Source organism: Fluoribacter gormanii (assembly GCF_900156395.1).
In the GTDB taxonomy this organism is placed as follows: Bacteria; Pseudomonadota; Gammaproteobacteria; order Legionellales; family Legionellaceae; genus Legionella; species Legionella gormanii.
This window is the reverse complement of record NZ_FTNL01000015.1, coordinates 56,670-74,778: the sequence shown is the minus strand read 5'-3', so window position 1 is coordinate 74,778 and position 18,109 is coordinate 56,670. Positions and strand designations below refer to the sequence as shown.

Genomic DNA, 18,109 nt, shown 5'->3' with positions numbered 1-18,109 from the left:
CTTCAGCTTTTGCAGTTATTATTGTGTATTGTATTCATTTAGGTTAGCAATAAGAATGAATTGGAAAAGATTATTAATCGCAGCAATTACTCGAAAAAAATATCAGGCTTTTATTGAGGATACGAAATATCCCGAGCGTGCACGCGAAAAGTTGTGGAATCGAGAGATTGTACCTTTATTAAAAAGGTCTTCTTATTGGAGTGCGGCATTAAAAAGTATCCGAACTTTAAACCTTAGTGATTTTCCAATTACAACCTATGAAGATTATGAAGCAGACCTCTTGGCTGCTCAATATAGCCTCATCCAGCCCTTTAATGGGGAGAAATTGATTTTTTGGTCTGAGACATCAGGAACAGCGGGTGTTCGAAAATTCTTCCCAATTACCACTTCGTTCCAAACCCAGTTTCAACGTACGATGCCACCTTATATTTATACTCTGACTCAGCATTTCCCTCGATTATTTCAAGAAAAAATACTGTATCTGGCGGCAGTAGATGCTCATCGAGCATCTCCAGCTGGCATTCCTTCGGGTTGGATTAGCAATTTTAATTATCGTAATTTACCTTCTTTTATAAAGCGTTTTTATGCTATGCCTGATGAAGTATTCGATAATACAGAAGTCTATACACAATGGTCTGCCTTGTATGCTTTAGCTTCCGATCTTAGCGCAATATTTGCGGTAACTCCTATGGTGATGGATGCTTTTTTTGAGCGTTGTCTTAAAAAATTTAAGCACTTTTTGCCCTACTTATTGGGTGATGAAGCTGTTCCTGACTTTTTACCACCGATTCAAATTACGAGGAAGCGTCGGGAGTACTTGCGTCAATTAGCACAGCAAGAACCCAGCTCATTCAAAGAGTTTTGGCCGTCATTGAGCGTAGTCGGATGCTGGGTTTCTGGTCTCTGTGAATATCCTGCACGACAGTTGCAAAAATTGTTAGGACCAGGAGTTGATATGGTTGATGGCACTTTTTCAGCTACGGAAGGATGGCTTACCGTTCCGATAGACAATCAACCGGGCGGGTTTTTGCATCCTGGCGCGCATATTACCGAGTTTATTGAGGAGGGTAAAAGTATTGAGAAGGAAAATCTTTTGCAATCCTGGGAATTAGAACAGGGCCAAAATTATGAGGTATTTTTAACTACAGCGATGGGGTTTGTTCGCTATCGGCTCAAGGATGTAGTGAAATGTACCGGCTTTTTAAATCAAGCGCCAAGACTAGAATTTTGTTATAAAACACAAATGCTGAAATTAGAAAGCTGTTCTATTTCGGGGCAAGAATTGCAGGAAATGTTGCACTATATTTCATTTGAAATGGAATCTCACTGGTATTTTGCCCGTAATAGCTTGGGAAATAGAATTGTTTTGGTTATTGATGATGCAACTCAAATAGCGGATTCCATAGTAACAAAAATGCATGAACGTTTAATGCAAATTAATGAACCCTATGCCCATAGTGTGATTACTAAAGAGGTACTGCCTATGGTTTTATTCCAACTGCCAAAAGATGAGTTATTAGTGGATAGTCATGCTCAAACCAAACCAAAGCTTATTTCTCAGCAAGTAATTACTGAAAAATGAATGACATTGGTTCCGCATAGCGCTCAATAGTTTTGTTATCGTTTTGCCTTCGACCAGGCTGTTATCAAAGAGGAACATCATATTATGACTGAGAAGAATAAAACCAAGTCCAAAAAGACCCCGGTAAAGACTGAATTGACATCATCTATGCTCATTATTATTGATATGGTATCAATCTTATTTAGTTTGATGCCCGCTGTCGCTGCTTTTAGTTTAACGGGTTTATTTATTTATCATGGTTATACATACACCTGGTTGGTTCTTCCTTTAGCCCCTTTTGTATTATTTACTTCTTTTATAACTATTATTGCAGCAATTAGATTGTGTTTACCTCGTTTAAAGCCGGGTCGTTACAAACGTGAAATGAATCGAATGACTGTTGCCTGGTTTTGTCATTTTGCTTTGGCTCGTTCTGCTAAAATCGTTGGCTTGACTCCTTTATTGCAAACATTCAACATTACCAAGTTTTTTTATTGGCGTGCGCTGGGTGCCAAAGTTTCTTTTCAAATTGTAAATTCTTTTGATATAGATTTTGTTGATTGTCCGTTAATTACCATCGGGAAAAATGTCACGCTTGCGAGCCAGGTATCAATTAGTTGTCACTCCGATGTAGGTAATTTACTTTTTCTTGCTCCAGTAATCATTGAAGATAATGTCTTTATAGGCATGGCTACAACTATTGGTCCAGGAACGACAATTAAAAAAGGGTGTTGGATTGGTTATGGGAATACGTTCGTCAATCAGGTGGTCGAGGAAAATTCTCGATTTGGCAATATCAGGCCCATCCCCGATGTGCAATAAAACATCCGGTAAGTGAAAAAGTATTCACTGATAGCAGGTTTTTTACGGTGTGATTATTGTTAATAGACTGGGTTGAGCACCTACCTGAAAGGCTATTGGCATATATGGAAGGTTGAGCAAAAAGAGAGCAATTATAAAGTACAATGCAGAACAAATGTTCCCTATCCGTACCCATTTTTGCTCCATAGTCTCAGGAAACCAGGCTGTAATCGCATAAGTTAAGCTGAATAAAATTCCAGTGATGATGCAAATGACAACGTTAACATCCACCGAATAAGATTGGAAAATTTTATGAGTCATCATTAAAACTAAAAGGAATAAAATCACCCGATAAATACCTAATAACAATTTAAGCCAGGATGGAGCCCCTGACTCTATACTTCCATCCTGAAAGTAGGCATTAAAAAATATAATTCCTAAGGCAGTCAGCGGTATTAAAATAACTAATGGGTTGATGTATTGTTCACCACCAACTACGGAGTGGCTCAAATAAAGAATAAAATACACAGTACTAATCAATGCTAAGAAAGGGAATAGATAGTACATCATTCTTAACATTAAAAAGCGTAAGTTATAGATAATTTTGATATTTTGCTGACCAACTCCTAATCCTATAAAAAACAAAGTGGTGTGGGAAATCAATTGAAAATGTAGATTTTCAGAATATAAAGCCCATAAAAAATCATTACCTACAGTTTTGAAAATAAAGGCGCCTAACAAAATCAGCAGATTGGACAACGCTGCAAACAAAGAGGCCACAAAAAGCAGGGGAATCGTATTCCAAACAGCAGCAAATAAACTGTTATAACTGATACGCCATGTATTATCATGATGGTATGCATAGTGGAACGAATGCCCCACATAGGCAAAGAGTGGGAAGGCACAAAGAAAGGTAAACCAGTGTTCAAGATGTATCGATGTAAAGCGTGCTTCCAAGGGGAGCAGGGGTAAAGACAAAAATAGAGCGACAATGAAGCTGCTTGTAATTAGACGGAAGCTGCTTTTCTCATTATATGCCAGTGTATATAGAAGGGTAAAAAGACCGATCAAAGCATAATCGAATACTTTAGTAATTTCATTGCGGATTAAACCGTCAAGTGCAAATCCAAGGAGTAAGCCAATTAGGGCAAAGAGATAAATTCCTTTTTTTGATGGCATTTTTTTCTCCATAGGTGTATGAATTTAGAATAGCCGATTTTAAATAAACTTGCATTTATTTCGTTAGCACTCATTTGGGAATTAGAATAATTGATAGATATCATGGTTTTATTTTGATCTGCGTTTTTGTAGAATGAATTTTCAGTAATTGATTAACTAACTCATTGAGTGGCTATGCTGAGTAAAATCGAACGTTTTAAAGAATGGCGTGGGAGCAAATCGGATGCTGAGCAGCAGATTCTGGAGTCAGCATTGCTTATATTTGACTACGTTAACTCAGTGGATAACCTTGATGCCATTAAAGCAAATGCGCAGGAAAAATATAACGAATTTGATCAACATGGTAAACGCTCATGGGCAACTGCAGTTTTTGTTAAGCTATTTATCGATGAAGCAATCGCGCAGCTACCAGAAACAGCTGAAAAAGAAAAAGTTTTGCTGACTCAGTCTAGTGAGGTCATATCCGCTTTATATGAGAATTGGAAAACGAATACTACGAAAAATATCTTCGCTTTAATTGGGAATATTGAAAAATTATTAGCTTTAAACAGTGTTCCTTTTACGGATAAGAATGATTATAAAACGTTTCTTCTTTCTGCAGGTATGCTATTCCACATCATTAAACTTGGAATTGCTGAAATAGAAAGAGATTGGAAGGCGAAAATGCTGCTTGCTGTTGTTATAGATCTTAACCAAATCAAGCCCAAGATAGATCATTTTTTGCTAAAAATTGAAGAGCGGATGACGCAATTAACACAGCCAGATCAATTAGTAAATGCAGCTCAAAGTAGCGCTCCCGATCCTTTAAAACCCCTGAAAGAGCTCTTTACCAAGCGATATCTTAAGGTCATCGGAGTTAATCCTGTAACCAATACAAAACCGCAAAGAAGAAAAACAGGCCCATTTGGCTTCATGCGACTTGCTCCAACAGGCCCTAATTTACAAACTCCAGGACGAAACATTCTTGAGAGCCTTTCTGCGCTTGAAGCAGATATGGAAAAAGTTTCTGCAGGTATTTTTAACTTGATCGAACTAAGAAGTAAAAAATCAGAACTTGAAAAAAAAATAGAAATCGTAAGGGCACTGCTTTTAGCTGCAAAAGAAAATGATCTGAAAATCACTGGAAGACAATATTTTTTAGAGTTTATTAAAGGAAAAGAACAGTCAATTCACGTGCTTTTAGAAAATTCAGAGGAACATCGAAAACAAAAATTAATTGAAAAAATAAAACAATTAAAAGATATGGACGAATCTCCTGCTCTGTCTTCAGAGGTGATACAGGGCGTTAGTTGGGTGGCGACACCAATAACAGTTGTTTATCGAACAGCCACTCCACAGAAATTGCAAGACATCATTGGATCTTCTCTCCCTGCTACATCAGATAGTTTGTGTAAGACAGAATTTAAAGAGATGGCAAAATTATGTTTGTTGGATTTAGAAAGCAAATTAAGGAAAAAAGAACAGCAAATTGCTACCATAAATAATCGCTTTTTTAACCAAGATGATGCATTAAAATCATTCATCGCAGATGAAAGTTTAGAACGGCTGGCAGCTTTTCAAAAAGCAAATGAAGAGATGAAAGAGGCGGTACAAACGAGTTATAAGTTACTTGTGACCGTAAAAGAAAATTCACTGTTCCTCCATGGCCTCCAACAAAAGAGCCAAATCTTGAGTGAATTTATTAGACTCCATGACGGTTTTTTTGTGAAAATTAGCAATTTTCTAGCTCAGTACTTTTCCTGCTTTAAAACTCAGACAGCAAAAATGATAGATGATGCTGCTAATTTGAAAATTAAAGTCGACGGAGTCGTAGGTAAATATCGAGAAGTCGTAAATCAGGGAATAGGTCAAATTGACCGTATATCATCTCTGGATCCACGAATTAAACTTCATATAAAAAATCAATTTAAAGCTGAAGACTACGAGATATATCGAGAAAGACAAAATCACAGCAAGCCGAATAGACGTACGGTGAGTCTATTGATGAAGAATTTATCGTATTTATTTACTGCAAAACCGCAACCTCTTGGAGAACAAAAGAACATAAAAGAACATGATAACGAGATATCTGGTTTAGGTAGCGTTTTATTGTAGATATCTCTTATATAATCGATGTTCATCCCCATAATCTAAGATGAATAATATTCTATAGGAAATATAATTTTAGGCATTTGCTCGGGCGGGGAAAAAAATCAAATGTTCTTTTTTTATTATAGTTATTAAAAACTCTAAAGCTACAGTAATTTTTTCTGGATGATCAAAAAACTCGATAATGAGAGGAAGGGAAAACGATACATCCAAAAAAGAATCATTATGGATGCCTGTTTCACCACTAAAACCACTTATTGCACGAAAAACACTAATTCCCCGAATTTTAGCCTCGTTTTGTAAGTAATTTAAAATTATAGGTACATTATCAGCTCTTTCCAAAGTATAAATTCGTACCACTGTAACTTCGACCGTTGCAATATCAAGCTTCTCGTTCATTCTTGATTCTCCATGTCACTTCTCAAGTTGAATCTTATAATCATAGGATATTGTAGGAAATATTAGTATCACAAATGCGCATCTAATATCTTTCAAACTCAGAATAACCAAATCTGTTGAAACATAGAGAAAGATTTCGCTACACTTGTAGTTCTGATTGATTTTTACGAATTTTGAAAAAATTTCAATTTATTGTAGGTTGAACAGAATAAGATATTCAGTAAAACAAATTTAATTGATTAATTAAGGGAGTCATGAAAAGGATATTTAAAGTCTCAAAAAAGGAGATTAATTTACCTGTTATCGTAATTGTATTGAGTATCTTTATTGGTATTTATCATATCCTTTCCTATTTAATTCCCTTTACAAGTCATGCCTTTGTGGTGACTAATGTTACGCCAATTGCTGCAGATGTTTCGGGTTTTATTACAAAAATCTATGTTCAAAATGGAAGTGCTGTAAAAAAAGATCAACCCTTATTCGAAGTTTATCGAAAACCATATCTTTTAGCTTATGATTCGGCGAAAGCAAGATATGAGGAAGCACTAGAGCGTATTAAAGTAATTGAGCGGCAAACACAAAAAACAGAAACTTTATTGGATGCAGCCAAGTTTGATTATGAAAAATCTCGATTTGAATATCAATTAAAAAAAGCACCAAGTGTACGCGAAGCTCTATCAAAACTTGAAGTACGAAAGCTTGATTATGACTTACATTCAATAAAAAACAAAATGGATTCACTTAAAAAACAAATTGCGATTGAAGATCAGCAAATAATCCAACAAAGAAAATTAATCAAAGCCCTCAAAGCAGAAATGCACAATGCGAAAGTAAATCTTGATTTGACCATTGTTAAAGCGCCTACTGATGGAGTAGTCGATAATCTTTATATTGGACCAGGAACACCTGTAAAAATACACAAACCATTATTCTCCTTTATCGATACGTCAAAATGGTGGGTACAAGCTAATTTATACGAAACTGATCTACGTAAAGTAAGGCCTGGTGATAAAGTTTATATCATTCTTCGGATGTATTATTTTAATAAAATCTTCCATGGCAGGGTAGTCAACACTATATGGGCAGCAGACCGACAAATCACGGATCCACGCACTCAACAGCAAATGGTGAGCAGCAACAATCAATGGTTGCTGGAGCCACAACGCTTTCCAATTCAAATAGAGATTCTTGATCCAGATCCTAAATATCCATTACATCCCGGTGCGAGTGCTTATGTTTATATCGAAACTAATTCGCATCATTGAAGACTACGATCCCTATGGAAATCATCGGGTTAATGGAGTGAAAGTTACTTATGTTTTGCTTATTCTTTTTGCAGTTAATTTTATTTTTTCCATTCCTAATCCCTATTTTTATTATTTTTACATCCCGATTACCGCTATGGCTGCTGAAGTAGTAGGTGATACGATAAAGAGAAAAAATGTGCTGCTTTTTTATTGCATTTGGTGGGCTGTTATAAGTGCTTTTCTGTTTGATATTTTGTCAATTAGCCCTTTTTTCCCCATTTTTGCTTTTTTCTATTCTTTCTTTTTATATATGGTTGCTATTAAGAGCAGGATGCATACGATTGTAATTGCGCCGGTTGCGTTAAGTTTGGGAGCCTACTCTCTGCTGTATAAAGATGTAAATACCAGTTTTTATGCGATTTTAAATAATTGTTTGAATACCTTTATAGCAATGGCAATAGTTTTTGCTGCATTAGCTTTTTTCCCAAGGAGTTATTATTATCGTTTATGGTTAAGGGCTTTGATATTACTTATTTCACAAATTATTGAGCATTTATCCTTAATGGTTGCACGTAAAAACATCATTTTTAATCCGGTTAGAGGTCACACAACCCATTTAGTACGTTATGCGACGATGCTTCCCCAAACGTTTCCTCTTCGCTCCATCTGGAAAATTAATTTGCTTATTAATCAATTGCATTTAATAGTTTGTGTTATTGAATCTGAAACTATCATTTTGGAACCTGAAAAAATCAATTTATTTATAGAAAAGCTTCATATTTTTAAACGTGCAATTGAAAAAGAGCAACCGTGCGAGTTGGCGGAAACACCATGGAGCATTTTAAATAAACTTATATCTTCTTGGAATTATCTATGTTTAAAATTGTAGATTATCGAAAAACAAGAGCATTACAAATTTGTCTCGTTTTCTCAACTGCATTGGCAATTCAAAGTCTTTTAGGATATTCACATGCTGGATGGATTGGTTTTGCAGTAATGATGATTTATGCAGGATTTGATAGGGGTGCAAGTTTGCAACGCACGACCCATCGTTTTTGGGGGGCGGTTTTTGGATTGCTTTTGTCCTATATATTATGGTTTATAGGGCAAATTGATTTTCGTTTTATCCTGATTATTATTCCTTTTATTGTATTCATGGCTTACTTTTCTTTAGGAAAGCGTTATGCATTTCCTACTATTTTCACTGTGACCTTAACTTCATTAGGCACAGATTATTATGGTAGAAATAATTATGCTGTTCCCAATTTCTTTTTTGATTACTTATTATCGACAATTGTCGCATTTTTACTTTGTTTTCTATTTGAAACATTGGTATTTCACAATAGCCAATTATCGAGAAAATTTTATATTGATTTACAAAAAAGAATTATTACTCATTTGAATAAACTCTTTGATATAGTAACTCACAAACCATTACGGGATAGTCTTTATTTAAAAGAAAGTATTGTGTTGAACACCAGCATGCTGGATTTATATGCTTTTGTTGATGCAGCGAAACATGAGCGTGATTTAGATGTAAATTTTGCAACTGAATTGGACTCATTTGGCTCTGTAGTCCAACAAGCATATCATAATATTCGAAGGCTATTTGTTTTAGGAGCCCATAGGAATGAAGTACTGAAAATAGAAACGCGGAGTATACTGGAACAACTTACTCGGATAAATCAAAGCCAAAGAATTAAATATATTGGAGAATAAATTGATTAGGATGATTGGCTTATTGATTTTAGGTTTCATGCTAAATTCCTGTACTCAGCATACCCCTAAGCCCTTACTTATTGCTAATCAATGGACTGTTAAAGATTCTAAATTCATAAATTCTGATGAAAATTTGCCTTGTTTTCCATGGTGGAAGCAATTTAAAGACCCTAATTTAAATTCACTGATTGACAAAGGATTAGTCAATAATAATGATGTAAAAGTCGCCATGGCTCATATTGAAGCCGCGCAAGGTGAATTAAAGCGCGTTCAACTGAACTGGATTCCTGAAGTCACAGGGAATGCAGGTTATTCTTCGTTCCCTTATTTAGGCTTTCCTGGTGTTCTGCTTACAGCTGTTCCAGCTTATACCATTAATATCTTTAAACAGATTAAAGAACAACAGAAAGCCAAATATGAATTAAAAGCAACAAAAGCAATGTATTATGGCGTTCGACTTGCTGTGATAAATCAGATTGCGAGCAATTATTTTAATTATCAAAGCCAAATGGAACAATTAAGTTTGTTACATTCATTGGCGAATGATCTTTCTCAATTAATTACTATTACTCAGGCGATGTATCAAGGTGGATTATTTGCTCGAACTCAATTAGAGCTTGCCAAAACAGAGCGTTCATTAATCCAGGCTAAAGAAAGAATAGTGCAACAAAATATCGTGGTTAGCGAAAATGCTCTGCATTATTTACTGGATGAAAATCCAGGGAAATTTCCGATGAAACGCCACTTTAGAGACTTAAATAGTCAACAAATGATCATTGGTGCTCTTCCATTAACTATTATTGAAAATCGCCCTGATATGATCCAAGCAAAACAAGAGTTTTGTGCCGCCAATGCGGGAATTGGTATTGCTTTTTCTCATTTCTTGCCTACCATCAATTTAGCCATGGCACGTGGAGAAATTGCTAAAGTTGCCAATGGAGGTCAATTAGGCCAGGCGATTCATTTTAATCAGGCCATTCTTGAAGTCCCTTTTTTAAGGGCATCTGCTTTAGGCCAATTACAAAAAGCCAAAGGATTAAATAAAGCATCTTATTACCGTTACACTGATACCTTACGCAAAGTACTTAGAGATGTAACAAATGATTTATCCGCGCATGAACTTTATACAAAGCGACTTAATGATGTAATGAGGGCAGAGCGCGAGCTAAGGAATGCTTATCGATTGAATCAGACTTTATATAAAAGAGGAATTATCAGCCATCTTGTTTTGATTGAAGAAAGAATTAAATTGGATCAACTCGCTATTGAAGTAAACCAGCACAAGCTGGAGCAATTAATTACTATTGTCAATCTGTATCAGGATTTAGCTGCCGGATATAATTATGGCTCTTTTGTGCTAAATAATAAGTAAGCCCCCGAGTTAAAACGTTTGATGATTATTCTAGATGATCCCGAATACCGCAGGTTTTTCTTCTACTTTGACTTCTTTCTTCTTGTTCACATTAAAAAATATAACATTATCATGATGATGTCTCACCGTAGAACGATGCGCGATACTAATGATTGTAGTTTTTGGCAGAAGTTCCTTGAGTCGGCAATATACGTGCTCCTCGACATGCTCATCCAAAGAAGCGGTGGCTTCATCCAGGAATATCCAGTCGGGTTTTCTCAGTAATACACGTGCAAAGGCAATTCGTTGTTGCTCACCTAATGATTTAAAACCAATTTGTTCATCTAATTTGTCTGCAAGTGATTCCATATTTACGGCTTTTAAAGCTGAAATCAATTCACTATCAAAATAAGAGCAGTTTGCATCAGGATAAGCGAGCACCGCCCTCAGAGTGTCGTTTGGAAGAGTGGGCTTTTGCGGTAAAAAATAAACAGATTCCAGGCTATTGGGGATGAGAATTTCTCCCTCACCGGATAACCATGTTCCTGCTATTGCTTTAAAAAGACTGCTTTTTCCTGTTCCTGAGGGTGCTTGAATCAGAGTATGAATTCCCGGTTTAAATTGTAAATTAAGACCCTTAATGACTAACTCATTACTGCCGTGTAAGTGAAGGTCTAAACTTCGTACTATAAGGTTTTCATTTTGAAGCCCTATAGTGCGAATAATGTTCTTGGTGGATTCAACCGCATTATTTTTCTCCAAGGTTTGTTGTAATGTTATAATACGATCTAAGCTCGTTTGGAATTTATTAATTGTTTCAAAAGAGTTGATAAACCAGTTTAAAGAGCGCGTTATCATGGAAAAATAATATCCTGCAGAATAAAATACATCCAACGTAATAAGATCAGTGAAATATAAAGGCGCTGCCGCAATTACTGGAATAATGGCTTGCAGTATCCCATTAAATAAATTAAATGAAGCGGTTTCATTTTGAATGGATAATCGTTTTCTGGTTTTTATACTTAATACATCTACCTCGTTTTCCAGTCGGTTTTGATAATATTTCTCCGCATGCTCGATTGCGATTTCTTCAGAGAACGTTTTAATATGTTGTAAATCAGAGCGTAAGTTGGATTGAGCAATCGTCTCTTCATTAGTTGATTCACGTAAAGACCTATTGATGAAATAACCGAGGAGCGAAGTTACAATACCAACTCCCAATGCCACTAATACTAAAAATCCAGGGATTATTATCGTTCCCCCAAAAAGCATAAAAGATAATGAACCTCCTGCCAAACTTAAAAGTACAGTATAAATGACGAGATTGGAAAGGTTATCGATAAAACCTAAAGATAAGTTTAGAAATGAATCAACAACTTTATCAATGTCTTCTTGAATACGTTGTTCCGGGTTATCAATATCACTATAAATACGGGAAATTTCCAAATAATTTGTCTTATTATTCAAATACTGATGGATTATTTTTTTAGTTAACCAGCAGCGCCAATTAACGTACAATTCATTTTTTAAAAAATTAGTCAAATAATTAAGACCAGCCATCGCACCAGAAATTAAAAGACCAGCTCCTAACCCGATTAACAAAGTGGCCGTATCTTTAACTATAAATGCGGCAAAAATATATGGAAAGCACCACCATCCTAAAACAAAACCAAGACCAATCATTGTTAATGTACTAAAAACACAACCAAAAAATAGCGCCCATGCCTTCCATTTATCATTTGAATTTAAAAAATAATCAGACAAAAATTGCAGGGATTTTTTGAAATAAGATCGTTCAGATGTCAACGAATGAGTCATTATGAAGTATCGATAAGGTAAAAAAGGACAAACATAATGCATAACCAATAAAGGATCAATGCGTCATTGTCTTCGTATTGTAGATAGCCGAAGAGGTTTGTTAGAATTCAAAACAATAAAATGAAATTAGAGGTAATTTCAATAGTGGTTAGCAAAATATCGCTTTTTTAGGCATCCCTAAGTATTATGCTCAACCTTGTTCTTTTCCAAGAGACGTTAAATGAAATTGAAACCAAATTATTTTAAAGAATCCAAGCCAATTACCTCATTCAAATGGGTAATGGATAATTGTACTGTTAAGGTTATAACAGAAGAACAGCGTGACTTTATTAATAGTAAAGAAGGTCAGAAGCTCATGGATCAACTGTTTGATAGCAAAAATCAGGATCAATATTTTAAAATTGCTTACCAAATTGAAGAAATAATGGAGTCTTTATCTGGTGGATATAAATCTTCACTTTGCTATCAATAACCGTAACCTTTCTAATCAGTTACTCTTCAAACAATCCTATAAAGTGCTTGATTATTAAAAAATTAATGTTTAAAGTTCGATCAGATTTAACTGCATTAAGGAGGATTAACATGATTAGTTTTTTTAATAAGGAAAATAGGTGGAGGGCAACTATGCAAGTTGCAAATGGTCTTGCTCTAACAATGGCTGCTTATAATCTATTTTCTAATCCGGAAACGGTTTGGGAAAATGGTTTTGAGATAGCAATGCTTGCGCTTAATGTAGTTACCTTTAGTAGTAATGACAATGCTTTGTCCAGCATAGGAAATGCCGCTCTTAATTTTACAAGTTTGGGTACTGTTTATGCAGGAGCTACGTCAGGTTGCACTTCAAATTCGCTTCCAGTGAACCTGGGAAATGCTTTATTGCATATGACCAACGCAGTAACAAGTATTTGTTACAAATATGAACCCAATGAAGAAAATACCTCTCAAACTCCTGCAAAAACCATGTAATCGATTCAGGTTGAGTGTGACGGCTCAACCTCCTCAATTAATTCAAATTGCTTAACAATAAATCACTTAGCGATTCATGAAATATAAGTTGTAATGAAAAATTTGAGCTATATTAAAAATACAGGATTTGAACAAATAAAAATAAGGACAAATCATGAGCGCTCTTCTGCTATTATTTTTAGCAGTAACTACAAGCTATTTTCCACAACTTCCTTTGGAGTTTCCACAGACACGAACTATGAAGGATGATGCTCGTTTCATCAGTGAAATAGCACCTTTTCCAGGGATCGAGCAAATTAATGATCTTTACCTAAATGATATTAAATCATTGTTAGCTCATGAAGCACCTAATTTAAATCCGCTAGTGATTAACAAAGTACTTACTACACTCAAGTGTGCTGCAACGTATAATGTGGAACATAATAACATTTTAACTATTATTGATTACTCTTTGCCTTCCAATGAGAGGCGCTTCTGGGTGTTTGATTTAAAAGCAAGAAAGTTATTGTTTTATACCTATGTGTCACATGGCATTAAGTCTGGGGCCTTATTGACCAATTTCTTTTCTAATAAATTTAACAGTAAAGCAAGCAGCATTGGAGTTTATCAAACCCAACAAGCCTATTATGGCCGTGATGGTCTTTCACTCCGTTTGGATGGTTTGGATCGTAATTTTAACGATAATGCATCAAGTCGGTCTGTTGTGATGCATTCTGGTTGGTATGTAGAAGAAGGTTTTATTAAACGATATGGGCGTCCAGGAAGAAGTTGGGGATGTCCTGCGCTTCCTTTAGCGACCTCCCAAGGAATTATTAATACGATAAAGGATAAATCATTATTAGTCATTTATTATCCTAGCGATGCATGGTTTGCTAAATCAAAATTTTTAAATTGTGATAAAACTACGGCGTCTCAACATATGAATGATCCTACAATCCAAGTGCCAGTCTCTGCTCCTGATGAACATCGTGATGCTATTTTATTCGTGGGTAGTGGTTATAAAGGCAGTAAGAATGCTGAAAGTAAACCTGTTGCGGTCATTTCAGCGGATACTTATGAACGTGTATTTCATACTACAGCACCATTGACACGGATGCTACGACGTCAGATCAATAATGCAGAGTACATTGCACTGAATGCGACAGAACTTTATTATTTGGCTAATAATAACAAGCCGGATAGTACAGCAAGTCAAGACGATGGCATAAATGCCATTCATTTTGTAATACCTGTTTTAAAAATAGTACGGGGTGGTTATTATGAGACGCAAATGCAGATCGTCAATTTAGGCAAAATCAAAGAAGTCAAAATTAATGGTGGTTTATCCAGAACAAATGAGCTTGCAAATAGTTTCACAGTATATTTTGAGGGCGGACCTTCAGTTAACTTAAATGCGCACAATGAGTTTATTCGTTGGGTGGGACTGTAGCGCATTGCATAGAACAGTAGAAACCCGAGAAAATACCATCTCTCGGGTTATAGATCGGGTTTATTTGTGCTCATCCTTTGAGTCATCGAGTTCAAGCCACATTGCATTTAAGATGGCAAAACAGCAGGCCAGACCAGTACCCAAAATCCAAGAAAAATACCACATAATAACCTCCTAATAGGCCGTATCTTGATTTTTAATAATCGTTTGTTCTGTTATTTTTCCTCTTAATACGCGATAAACCCAAGCGGTATAGGCCAAAACTATAGGCAAGAAAATAACAGTAGCTACTAGCATAATAAACAAAGTTAACTGGCTTGAAGAGCTATCCCATACAAGCAAGCTTTGCTCAGGATTAGATGATGAGGGCAGTATAAATGGAAACATACTAACACCTACGGTGGCGATGATCCCGGCAACAGAAAGAGCACTGCAAATAAATGCAGTTTTAATATGCTTTGCTGCAATAAGTGCAAGTAAGGCTGCAATAATTCCAATCCCAGGAGCAAATAAGGTTATGGGCAGATTACTGTAATTAGAAAACCAAGCATCCGCTTGCCGAATAACCGTCTTGTAATGGGGGTTTGATGGACCATCATGGCCTAAATTACTCGTTAGACTATAACCATCTATACCATAATGAAGCCAAATTCCTGCACTGATAAAAAGTAATAAGGCAAGTAATGCAGATATTCTTGCTGCACTTCGGGCTCGCTGTTGTATATGTCCCTCTGTTCTCAAGTTAAGAAAAAAAGCACCATGCATGGCGAGCATCAACACGGACAGCAATCCACACAATAGGGCAAAGGGGTTCAACAGGCCAAAGAAGCTGCCAGTATAGAATGGGCGTAAGTATTCATCAAAATAAAAAGGAACGCCTTGTAATACATTGCCAACAGCAACTCCAAATATCAGCGCAGGCACAAAGCCACCGACAAATAAAGCATAATCCCAAAATGAACGCCATTGAGGGTTGCTTAATTTTGAACGATATTTAAATCCAACTGGACGCAAAATTAGAGCCAACAATACTACGAGCATCGCCAAATAAAAACCTGAAAAAGAGAGGGCATATAAGGCTGGCCAAGCAGCAAAGATCGCACCTCCACCTAGAATAAACCAGACTTGGTTTCCTTCCCAAGTCGGCCCAATGCTATTAATCAATATGCGTCGTTCAGTATCTGTTTTTGCAAGCCATGGTAGCCACATAGCAACACCCAGGTCAAAACCATCCATGATCGCAAAACCAATGAGTAATAAACCGAGCAGAATCCACCATATAATTCGTAATGTTTCATAATCCAAGGGCATAATGAATCTCCTAGTGAGCCATATTATCAGGGCCAAGACGGATGTACTTAACCATCAAGAAAACCTCAACGACGGCAAGAACTGAATAGAAGAGGATAAAACCCGTTATTGAAGTTAATACTTGAGCATTACTTAACGTAGATGTACCCATAGCAGTAGGTAAGATATCCTGGACTACCCAAGGTTGTCGTCCATATTCTGCAACGACCCAGCCTAGCTCTGCAGCAATCCAAGGTAATGGTAATGAAAAGAATGCCATACGCAAATACCAGCGGGTAGTATGTAATCTACGTCTCATAGACAAGTAGAAACCTATTGCAAATAAGAGAATGAAGAAGAATCCACAAGCGACCATAATACGAAACGAGAAAAATAAAGGAGTAACTCGAGGCTTCAGATCATGTGCTGCCTGGTTAATTTGATCCTCAGTTGCGTCAACTACTTTTTCGGTATATTTCTTCAAAAGCAGTCCATAGCCTAAATATTTATTGTGGGCGGTAAAATCTGCTTTTGCTTGTTCATCATTAGGATTCTTTTGTAATCGGGTTAAAGCTTCATAAGCAAGCATCCCTTCTTTGATACGTTCTTTTCCTTGATCGATCAATTCAGCAATACCTTGTAACGGCTCTGTGAATGTTCGTGTTGCAATTAATCCTAATGCATAAGGAATGGTAACTGCATAATCAGTTGTCATTGTTTCTTCATTGGGAATACCAAAAACTGTAAGGCCTGCAGGAGCTTTTTCTGTATGCCACATGGCTTCAATTGTTGCGAATTTCATTTTCTGATTTTGATTATCAAGATAACCGCTTTCATCGCCTAATACGACTACAGCTAAAGCAGATGCAAGTCCAAAGCTTGCAGCTACAGTTATTGAACGCTTAGCAAAGTTGATGTTTCTGCCGCGTAATAAAAAGTAGGCACTAATGGATAAAACAAAAATTGATCCCGTGACATAGCCTGCGCTAATTGTATGAACGAATTTGGCTTGGGCAACCGGATTAAACATCACGGCAACAAAATCAGTGACTTCCATGCGCATGGTATGGAAATTAAATTCCGCCCCAACTGGGTTTTGCATCCAGCCATTAGCAATCAAAATCCATAATGCTGAAAGATTTGTTCCTAAAGCGAGCAACCAGGTACTACACATATGCTGCACGCGACTTAATCTATCCCAGCCGAAAAAGAATAAACCGACAAAGGTGGCCTCTAAGAAGAAAGCCATAAGTCCTTCAATGGCCAGTGGAGCACCAAAAACATCGCCAACATAATGAGAATAATAGGCCCAGTTAGTACCAAACTGAAACTCCATGGTCAATCCGGTAGCCACACCTAAAACAAAATTAATACCGAAGAGTACGCCCCAATATTTGACCATTTGTCGCCAAATATCACGACCAGTCATTACATAGATTGTTTCCATAACGGCTAAAAGTAACGACAAACCCAACGTGAGTGGGACAAAAAGGAAATGATAAAGTGCTGTTAGAGCAAACTGTAAACGGGAAAGATCGACCAGGTCACTACCAGGAATCATTACTCACCTCTCATGTATGTACTGTATTGATAAAATCCTTAAATTTCTATGTTTATCTTAAGAAATACTAAGGACTTCCCTTGTTTATTTTTCTTTAGAAGGAAAATATTCTTTTGCTTGAATCGTTCCTAACAGCCACTGCTCATTGCTCTGATGTGGTTTTTCCACGTCCTTAAAGCAGATTATCCATAATAAAATCAACAAGCTAAACTTAATAATTAAGGTTACTAGAATATCACGAGTAAGTGGCTTAAGCATGTTCTTTAACTCTCTTTTCTTGACTCAGCATTCCATATTTTAGAGACTCTGCAATCAATGAGGCTTTTTGAACGATTTCCTCTGAAATCCCCGCAGGTAAATGGAATTCGGCCTCTTCCTGAAATAAATCCAGCCAACGGACAAAATGTGCTTCTTCGATATGGACGAACTGTTTTAATAGGACATGTTTTTGATAAGCATTACCGTGATATTCATTGGTTTTCAACATGATGCTATTCCAAAATTGACACAGAAGGGGGATGTGTTCATCCCAATCAACTTGTGCCACATCATTAAAGATAGAACCAAGGACCTCATCTCTTTGCACTTTTTGGTAAAAATGGGTCACGAGCTTTTCGATATGTGTTTTATTCAGCTCAGTCATGTCACTATCTGCTGATATAAATTAGGGTAATGATACTTAAGTTTTATTTTAAATACA

The 18,109-nt window shown here is 36.4% G+C and carries 18 protein-coding genes; 10 read left to right on the top strand and 8 right to left on the bottom strand.

Annotation, left to right across the window (positions count from 1 at the left end; translation table 11 throughout):
• The first annotated feature begins 55 nt into the window (after positions 1–55).
• Together BW930_RS10545 and BW930_RS10540 are read left to right on the top strand one after the other, a co-directional pair.
• Positions 56–1,582: a GH3 family acyl-acid amido synthetase gene (locus BW930_RS10545; protein ID WP_058467160.1), complete on the top strand. Its 1,527-nt coding sequence runs from the start codon at positions 56–58 to the stop codon at positions 1,580–1,582.
• Between the two features lie 84 nt (positions 1,583–1,666).
• Complete coding sequence (locus BW930_RS10540; protein ID WP_058467159.1) at positions 1,667–2,383, top strand: DapH/DapD/GlmU-related protein; 717 nt, start codon at positions 1,667–1,669, stop codon at positions 2,381–2,383.
• Between the two features lie 42 nt (positions 2,384–2,425).
• Here the strand turns inward: BW930_RS10540 and BW930_RS10535 are convergent, their stop codons facing one another.
• Positions 2,426–3,541: a hypothetical protein gene (locus tag BW930_RS10535; RefSeq protein ID WP_058467158.1), complete on the bottom strand. Its 1,116-nt coding sequence runs from the start codon at positions 3,539–3,541 to the stop codon at positions 2,426–2,428.
• Positions 3,542–3,715: 174 nt separating this feature from the next.
• On the opposite strand from BW930_RS10535, the gene BW930_RS10530 reads away from it, so the two are divergent.
• Positions 3,716–5,635, top strand: a complete 1,920-nt coding sequence (locus BW930_RS10530) for a hypothetical protein (RefSeq protein WP_058467157.1) — start codon at positions 3,716–3,718, stop codon at positions 5,633–5,635.
• Between the two features lie 69 nt (positions 5,636–5,704).
• On the opposite strand, the gene BW930_RS10525 is transcribed toward BW930_RS10530, so the two are convergent.
• Positions 5,705–6,028 (bottom strand): DUF190 domain-containing protein, encoded by a 324-nt coding sequence (locus tag BW930_RS10525; protein ID WP_058467156.1) that lies wholly within the window; start codon positions 6,026–6,028, stop codon positions 5,705–5,707.
• Positions 6,029–6,282: 254 nt separating this feature from the next.
• On the opposite strand from BW930_RS10525, the gene BW930_RS10520 reads away from it, so the two are divergent.
• From BW930_RS10520 to BW930_RS10505, 4 genes are read left to right on the top strand one after another with little or no spacing between them, the layout of a single operon-like run.
• Positions 6,283–7,293: an HlyD family secretion protein gene (locus BW930_RS10520; protein ID WP_058467155.1), complete on the top strand. Its 1,011-nt coding sequence runs from the start codon at positions 6,283–6,285 to the stop codon at positions 7,291–7,293.
• Positions 7,262–8,164: a hypothetical protein gene (locus BW930_RS10515; RefSeq protein WP_058467154.1), complete on the top strand. Its 903-nt coding sequence runs from the start codon at positions 7,262–7,264 to the stop codon at positions 8,162–8,164. Before BW930_RS10520 ends, BW930_RS10515 begins: the two co-directional genes overlap by 32 nt.
• Positions 8,149–8,994, top strand: a complete 846-nt coding sequence (locus tag BW930_RS10510) for an FUSC family protein (protein WP_058467153.1) — start codon at positions 8,149–8,151, stop codon at positions 8,992–8,994. Before BW930_RS10515 ends, BW930_RS10510 begins: the two co-directional genes overlap by 16 nt.
• Positions 8,995–9,004: 10 nt before the next feature.
• Complete coding sequence (locus tag BW930_RS10505; protein ID WP_238587833.1) at positions 9,005–10,366, top strand: TolC family protein; 1,362 nt, start codon at positions 9,005–9,007, stop codon at positions 10,364–10,366.
• A gap of 30 nt (positions 10,367–10,396) precedes the next feature.
• Here BW930_RS10505 and BW930_RS10500 read toward each other — a convergent pair whose 3' ends face one another.
• Positions 10,397–12,163: an ABC transporter ATP-binding protein/permease gene (locus BW930_RS10500; RefSeq protein ID WP_058467151.1), complete on the bottom strand. Its 1,767-nt coding sequence runs from the start codon at positions 12,161–12,163 to the stop codon at positions 10,397–10,399.
• A gap of 220 nt (positions 12,164–12,383) precedes the next feature.
• Here BW930_RS10500 and BW930_RS10495 point away from each other — a divergent pair, with 220 nt between their 5' ends.
• The 3 genes from BW930_RS10495 (at position 12,384) to BW930_RS10485 (ending at position 14,558) form a co-directional block, all read left to right on the top strand.
• Positions 12,384–12,635 (top strand): hypothetical protein, encoded by a 252-nt coding sequence (locus BW930_RS10495; protein WP_058467150.1) that lies wholly within the window; start codon positions 12,384–12,386, stop codon positions 12,633–12,635.
• Positions 12,636–12,787: 152 nt separating this feature from the next.
• Positions 12,788–13,129 carry a hypothetical protein gene (locus BW930_RS10490; protein WP_238587826.1) on the top strand — a complete coding sequence of 114 codons (342 nt, stop codon included), beginning with the start codon at positions 12,788–12,790 and terminating at the stop codon, positions 13,127–13,129.
• Between the two features lie 154 nt (positions 13,130–13,283).
• Positions 13,284–14,558, top strand: a complete 1,275-nt coding sequence (locus BW930_RS10485; protein ID WP_058467148.1) for a murein L,D-transpeptidase catalytic domain family protein — start codon at positions 13,284–13,286, stop codon at positions 14,556–14,558.
• Between the two features lie 60 nt (positions 14,559–14,618).
• On the opposite strand, the gene cydX is transcribed toward BW930_RS10485, so the two are convergent.
• The 5 genes from cydX to BW930_RS10465 form a co-directional block, all read right to left on the bottom strand.
• Positions 14,619–14,723 carry a cytochrome bd-I oxidase subunit CydX gene (gene cydX, locus BW930_RS10480; protein WP_058467147.1) on the bottom strand — a complete coding sequence of 35 codons (105 nt, stop codon included), beginning with the start codon at positions 14,721–14,723 and terminating at the stop codon, positions 14,619–14,621.
• 9 nt (positions 14,724–14,732) lie between these two features.
• Positions 14,733–15,869, bottom strand: coding sequence for a cytochrome d ubiquinol oxidase subunit II (gene cydB, locus BW930_RS10475; protein ID WP_058467146.1), 1,137 nt, complete (start codon positions 15,867–15,869; stop codon positions 14,733–14,735).
• A gap of 10 nt (positions 15,870–15,879) precedes the next feature.
• Positions 15,880–17,409: a cytochrome ubiquinol oxidase subunit I gene (locus BW930_RS10470; protein WP_058467145.1), complete on the bottom strand. Its 1,530-nt coding sequence runs from the start codon at positions 17,407–17,409 to the stop codon at positions 15,880–15,882.
• An 84-nt stretch (positions 17,410–17,493) separates the two neighbouring features.
• Entirely contained in the window at positions 17,494–17,667 is a 174-nt protein-coding gene (cydP, locus tag BW930_RS17155) for a cytochrome oxidase putative small subunit CydP (RefSeq protein WP_165481615.1), read from the bottom strand.
• Positions 17,660–18,052, bottom strand: a complete 393-nt coding sequence (locus tag BW930_RS10465; RefSeq protein ID WP_058467144.1) for a group III truncated hemoglobin — start codon at positions 18,050–18,052, stop codon at positions 17,660–17,662. Before BW930_RS10465 ends, cydP begins: the two co-directional genes overlap by 8 nt.
• Positions 18,053–18,109 lie beyond the last annotated feature (57 nt).